Genomic DNA, 6,279 nt, shown 5'->3' with positions numbered 1-6,279 from the left:
GTCGCGAGTTCCGCACGCAAAGGAAAGCACTTAATGTGCTTTCCGTCTTGCGCAGGACTGTAGAGCAGCAAACTTAATCGCCCCGCCCGGCGAACAAGCGGACGACAAACACATCTGTCCAACAATTCGTGCGAAACATAATGAAAAACCGTTTGATGTGAGTTAATATAAACAACGTCGTGAATCTGACTCCTGCCGCATGCACGACAGGGGTTAAACACAAAAAAGGAGTCAATTATGGTTTCTGAGAAGGCTACCCTCGTCAATCCGCAGGGTCTTCACATGCGTCCGGCCGGCCTCTTCGCCTCCACCATGGGCAAGTACGCCTGCGACGTGACGGTCGTCACCCCCGAGAAGGAGGTCAACGGCAAGTCCCCGATGGCCCTCATGGCTGCTGGTATCCCCTGTGGTACCGAGGTTGAGGTCAAGTGCGACGGCGCTGACGAGGCCGAGGCTCTGGCTGCTGCCATCGAGCTCATCAAGAGCGGTCTTGGCGAGTAGAACTCAAACGGGTCGCATGTTGAACAATTAAGTTCATACTTGGGGGCGCAGTGACCTGTATCAAGGTAGCTGCGCTCTTTTGTCATGGATATGGCAAAACGCTTTATCACATGACACGGAGAGAGGAATGGGAATGTATCAGGGAGTCAACGCATCCGAGGGCATCGGTATCGGCACCGTTATGGTCGCCGTCGATCCCGACTTGACGTTTGAACCGCATGAGGTTGCTGATTCGGCAGCAGAGAAGGAGCGCTATCAGGCCGCTCTTTCGGTCTTCTGCGAGAAGACCCAGGCTCAGGCCGACCACATGAAGGAGACGGTGGGCGAGGCCGAGGCCGAGATCATGAGCGGACACATTGTCCTGGCTCAGGACCCGGGCATGACCGACGCCATCAACGCCGCCATTGACGGCGGTACTTGCGCCGAGCAGGCGCTCATGGACACCTCGACCATGTTTGAGAACATGTTCCTGTCCATGGACGACGAGATGTTCCGTCTGCGCGCGGCCGACATCGCCGACATCCGCACCGGTATTCTGGCCGAGCTGCTGGGCAAGGAGGTCGTCGACCTCTCTGTCCTGCCCGAGAACACCGTCGTTGTCGTGCACGACCTTACGCCGTCCATGACCGCCACGATCGATAAGGCCCACGTTGCCGGTATCGTCACCGAGACCGGTGGCCGCACGTCGCACTCCGCGATCATCGCGCGCGCCCTCGAGATCCCGGCCGTCCTTTCGGTCTCTAACAGCTGCACCGCGCTTCGCAACGGCATGACCGTCGTCGTCGACGGTGGCAAGGGTGTTGTCGAGGCCGATCCCGACGAGGAGACGCTCGCTGCCTACACCGCCAAGGCCGAGGCCTTCGCTGCCGAGAAGGCAGCCCTCGAGGCCTTCCGCGGCAAGCCGTCCGTGACTGCCGATGGCATCAAGAAGATCATCGCCTGCAACATCGGTAACCCCGATGACGTGCCCAACGCGCTCGATCACGATGCCGAGGCTATTGGTCTGTTCCGCTCCGAGTTCCTGTTCATGGACTCTGCTGAGCTTCCTTCCGAGGAGGAGCAGTTCAACGCCTACCGCAAGGTCGCTAGCGCGCTCAAGGGCGCTCCGGTCATCATCCGTACGCTCGATGTGGGTGGCGACAAGGAGATCCCGTACCTGCATATGGTCAAGGAAGACAACCCCTTCATGGGCTTCCGCGCCGTGCGTTACTGCCTCGCCAACCCCGACCAGTACAAGGTCCAGCTCCGCGCCCTGCTGCGCGCCAGCGCCTTTGGTGACGTCAAGATCATGATCCCGCTCGTCACTTGCGTCGAGGAGGTCGTGGCCGTCAAGGAGCTCGTCGAGCAGTGCAAGGCCGAGCTGACCGAAGAGGGCCGCAAGTTCAACGAGAACATCGAGGTCGGCATCATGGTCGAGACGCCCGCCGCTTCGCTGCTCGCTGACCGCCTGGCCGAGGTCGCCGACTTCTTCTCCATCGGCACCAACGACCTGATCGGCTACACCATGTGCGCCGACCGTGGCAACGACACCATCTCCAACCTGTACCAGGTGTACTATCCCGCCGTGCTCCGCTCGCTCAAGAACATCATCGAGAGCGGCGTGAAGGCCGGCATCATGGTCGGTATGTGCGGCGAGGCCGCTGCCGATCCGCTGCTTGAGCCGCTGCTGATCAGCTGGGGCCTGGAGGAGTTCTCGATGAGCGCTCCGTCGATCCTGCGCGCCCGCAAGACCATCAGCCAGTGGACCAAGGCCGAGTGCGACGAGCTTGCCGAGAAGGCGCTCGCCTGCAACACCGCCGCCGAGGTCAAGGCACTGCTCGAGTCCGCAGCTCGTTAATTTGGTATCAGAGGTAACCGCGTGGTTGGAATGGGCCGGCCACGCGGCCCTCACATATACAGGGGGTACTGTAAATGTTCTACACGCTAACCGCTAATCCGGCTGTCGACATGACGGTTTCGAGCTCTCCGCTCGAGCCCGACGAGAACGTCCGCACCGGCTCGGCCAGCTACACGGCCAACGGCAAGGGTCTCGACGTGTCCTTCGCCTTTAAGAAGATGGGCGTCGACACCGTCGCGCTCGGCTTCTTCGCCGGCTTCACGGGCAAGTTCATCGTCGAGGAGGTCATGAACCTGGGTTGCCTGTGCCGCCCGGTCTGGACCGACGGCATCACGCGTATCAACACCTACGTCAACGATGGCCAGCACGAGTACGGCATCCTTAACCCCGGCGCCCCGATTACGCCGCAGCACCAGGAGGAGCTCTACAACATCCTGGACACCGCGGGCGACCTTGAGTGCCTGATCGTCTCCGGTTCCGTGCCTCCCAAAGCTACGCCCGACTTCCTGGCTCAGGTCATGGAGCACGCTCAGGCCCGTGGCGCCGACGTCGTCCTGGACCTGTCCTCCGATAAGCTCAAGGAGCTCGCTCACAAGAAGCCGCTGCTTATCAAGCCGAACCATCATGAAATGAAGGCCATCTTCGGCGTGCCGGTCGACACCGACGACGAGGTCCGCGTTGCCATGAAGCTCGCCCACGACGCCGGCGTCCAGAACGTGCTGCTCACCCGTGGTAGCCGCGGCGACGCTTACTTCTCCAACGGCGAGGACATCTGGTATGCCAAGCGTGAGTTCAACATCAAGTTGGTCTCTTCCGTCTGCGCCGGCGACTGCACCCTCGCTGCGTTCCTGCACAAGTGGTACAGGGATCGCGACAACGTCGAGGAGGCCATGAAGCTCGCTATGGCCACCGGCGCCAATGTTGCCGAGTCCGTGGGCATTGGCGACTTCGGTCACGTTGACGAGTACAGCAAGCGCGTTGCTGTCCGTAAGCTCGACCGCAAGTAAGCGAAAAGCGACAAATTCGTGCGCATGCGGCGCCCTGACTTCGGTCGGGGCGCCGTTTTTTGTCCCATCCGAACCTTGGCGCCGCCCTTCACCGCTTCCACACCGTTCGCCGAGTTGTTGTAGCCTTTTGCCGAAGCGTGGAATATACTTTCATTAACACGATGCTTCGTGAAAGGAACATTCATGATTTATACGCTCACTGCAAATCCCGCCATTGACTACAACATCTCCTGCGACGGCCTGTCCGCCAATACCGTTACGCGCACCCGCAACGCGGTCTACACCCCCAACGGCAAGGGTCTCAACGTCTCGTTTACGCTCGACCACTACGGCGTCGACACCACGATCCTGGGCTTCTTTGCCGGCTTCTCGGGTGAGTTCATCGTTAAGGGCGCCGAGGCCCTTGGCGTGCCCGTCAAGCCCGTGTGGACTGACGGCATCACGCGTGTCAACGTGTTCCTCAACGCCGGTCCTGACACCGAGTACAACATGGTCAATGCCGGTGCCGCCATTAACGAAGCCAACGAGCAGGAGATGTTTGAGCTCATCGATTCACTCGACGACATGACCTGCCTGGTTATCAGCGGCTCGCTGCCCCCCAACACCTCCGAGGGTTTCCTGGCCGAGGTCCTGCGTCGCGTGAAGGCGAAAGGCGCCGAGTTCGTGCTCGATATCTCGAGCCATCAGCTGGCCGACCTCATTGCCATGGAGCCGTTGCTCATTAAGCCCAACGATGACGAGCTGCTCGACATCTTTGGCATTAAGGTGAGCGGTGGCGACGACGAGTCCGTCAAGGGCGCTATGGCCGAGCTCCATGCCAAGGGCGCCAAGAATGTACTGCTGACCCTCGGTGGCGCCGGTGCGTATTTCTCCAACGGCGAGCATATCTGGTTTGCCAACCGTACCTTTGAGGTCAAGCTGCTGTCGACCGTCTGCGCCGGCGATTCCTCGCTCGCTGCCTTCCTGTCCGTGTGGCACGATGCCCCCGAGCGCGTCGAGGACGCCCTGCGCCTTTCGATGGCCACCGGTGCCAACGTGGTCGAGTGCCCGGGTCTGGGCGACTTTGCCAAGGTGGACGAATACAAGAAGAACATCGAAGTTCGTCAGGTCTGCTAGCCGCATCGAATATTCGTTGCCGAACACCCGCTTTGGATCTCCGAGGCGGGTGTTTTTTTGCGCGCTGAACGTATGTGGCGTCTGCTGTCTCGTTTTATCGAATCGACGACGCGATTGCGTGTGCGCGCTTTCCCGTTTCTTGTTAGACTTCTTGAGAACCATCGATTAACGCTCGCAAGTGCAGGAGGCCATAGGCATGTGCAATGTTTCGCTCAACGGTACGCAGCCGACTGATGCCTCCCTGCGCGTTTTACGCGCGCTTGAGGCGGCTGGTCTTGAGGCTTGGTACGTAGGCGGTTGGGTGCGTGATGCCCTGATGGGGCGCCCCAGCCACGATGTTGACATGTGTTGTAGCGGCCTGTGGCAGGAGTCCAAAGTGGCGCTCGAGGCAGCGGATATCGCCGTGGTTGAATCGGGCATTAAATTCGGTGGTATTACGGCTATTTGCGATGGCGAGCGCATTGAGGTCACCACCTACCGCCTGGACGGCTTTTACACCGATGGTCGCCATCCCCAGAGTGTGGAGCGTGCGGCGTCGCTTGAGGACGATCTGGCGCGTCGCGACTTTACCGTCAATGCCATGGCGTGGCATCCCGAGCGCGGCCTTGTCGACCGCTATGACGGCCAGGGCGACCTGGATCGTAAACTCATCCGCGCCGTTGGAGATCCCAAGCGTCGTTTTAACGAGGACGCGCTTCGCATGCTGCGCGCGGTGCGTTTTGCCTGCCGTCTGGACTTTATGATTGAACCCGCGACCAAACAAGCTCTGGCCGAATGTGCGCCGCTTCTCGATGCCGTGGCGCGAGAGCGCGTGGGTATTGAGCTTGAGGGCATCCTTTCGACCGGCCACGGGGGAGACGCGATGCTTCGCTACCCCGAGCTCATCTGCGCCGCCGTGCCCGAGCTTGCTGCGGGTAGGGGCTTTGACCAGCGCAGTGTCTATCATGCGTTTAACGTCTACGAGCATATCGCCCGCGTGCTGACGGTGGCAGGGGAGCTGGCGCTGTGCGATGGTGTTGCGCCCTCTTCGAGCCTTATGTGGGCGGCGTTTTTGCACGATGTCTCCAAGCCCGATTGCTTTACGGTCGATCACGCCGGCAGTGGTCACTTCTACGGTCATCCCGAGCTCGGCGCCACGAAGGCGCGTGTCATCATGGATCGCCTGGCGCTCTCGCACGATTTGGTGCGCGATGTTTGCCTGCTGATCAAATACCATGACAAGCCGCTGCGTCCCGAGCGATCCTGCCTGCTCAATATGATGCGCGCACTTTCGGGCGAGGGCATCGACACACCGCGTCTGATTGACGAGCTCATGGACCTTAAGCGTGCCGACACGCTCGGCAAGGCACCGTCGTGCTTCTATTACGTCGAGACGATTGAGGAGATGCGCGCGCTGGCACGCGAGTTGCTGGCGGCGGGGGAGCCCTATACGCTCAAGATGCTTGCCTTCAATGGCGGCGACTTGATTCGCGCCGGCGTCAAGCCAGGGCCGGAACTGGGGCAGCTGCTCAACGCCGCCCTCGATGCAGTGATCGAAGATAACATCCCCAACGAGCGCGAAGCACTCCTGGCTCATCTGCACCTGGGGTAGCCAGGTGGTTCCATTCCATATGAGCTGCCCGGTTGACCTGCGCTTTCCATAACCTCACGACAAAATCTGGGCAATTTGGAATTTTTTCTTGCGCTCGCGTTTTTTGTCCCGTAATATATTTCCTCGCAGCACGGCAGTGCAGATGTCATGTGGCCCGTTCGTCTAGCGGTTTAGGACGCCGCCCTCTCAAGGCGGAGATCACCAGTTCGAATCTGGTACGGGCTACC

At 60.3% G+C, this 6,279-nt stretch carries 5 protein-coding genes and 1 tRNA gene; all 6 read left to right on the top strand.

The annotated features are described in order from the left end of the window. The first annotated feature begins 237 nt into the window (after positions 1-237). The 6 genes from I4W09_RS10070 to I4W09_RS10045 all read left to right on the top strand — a co-directional run bounded on the left by I4W09_RS10070 (position 238) and on the right by I4W09_RS10045 (position 6,277). Positions 238-501: an HPr family phosphocarrier protein gene (locus I4W09_RS10070; RefSeq protein ID WP_022094575.1), complete on the top strand. Its 264-nt coding sequence runs from the start codon at positions 238-240 to the stop codon at positions 499-501. A 133-nt stretch (positions 502-634) separates the two neighbouring features. Beyond that, complete coding sequence (gene ptsP, locus I4W09_RS10065) at positions 635-2,338, top strand: phosphoenolpyruvate--protein phosphotransferase (RefSeq protein WP_196034062.1); 1,704 nt, start codon at positions 635-637, stop codon at positions 2,336-2,338. A 74-nt stretch (positions 2,339-2,412) separates the two neighbouring features. Beyond that, the gene (locus tag I4W09_RS10060) at positions 2,413-3,345 is read left to right on the top strand and encodes a 1-phosphofructokinase family hexose kinase (RefSeq protein ID WP_118388563.1); all 933 of its coding nucleotides are present in this window, start codon (positions 2,413-2,415) and stop codon (positions 3,343-3,345) included. A gap of 183 nt (positions 3,346-3,528) precedes the next feature. After that, the gene (locus I4W09_RS10055) at positions 3,529-4,461 is read left to right on the top strand and encodes a 1-phosphofructokinase family hexose kinase (RefSeq protein WP_196034060.1); all 933 of its coding nucleotides are present in this window, start codon (positions 3,529-3,531) and stop codon (positions 4,459-4,461) included. A 196-nt stretch (positions 4,462-4,657) separates the two neighbouring features. Further along, on the top strand, positions 4,658-6,052 hold the full coding sequence (locus I4W09_RS10050; RefSeq protein WP_196034058.1) for a CCA tRNA nucleotidyltransferase: 1,395 nt from the start codon (positions 4,658-4,660) through the stop codon (positions 6,050-6,052). A gap of 151 nt (positions 6,053-6,203) precedes the next feature. Beyond that, a tRNA-Glu gene (locus I4W09_RS10045) sits at positions 6,204-6,277 on the top strand. Positions 6,278-6,279 lie beyond the last annotated feature (2 nt).

Origin of the sequence: Collinsella aerofaciens (assembly GCF_015670795.1) — a bacterium.
Classification (GTDB): Bacteria; Actinomycetota; Coriobacteriia; order Coriobacteriales; family Coriobacteriaceae; genus Collinsella; species Collinsella aerofaciens_Q.
This window is presented reverse-complemented; position numbering and strand designations above follow the sequence as displayed.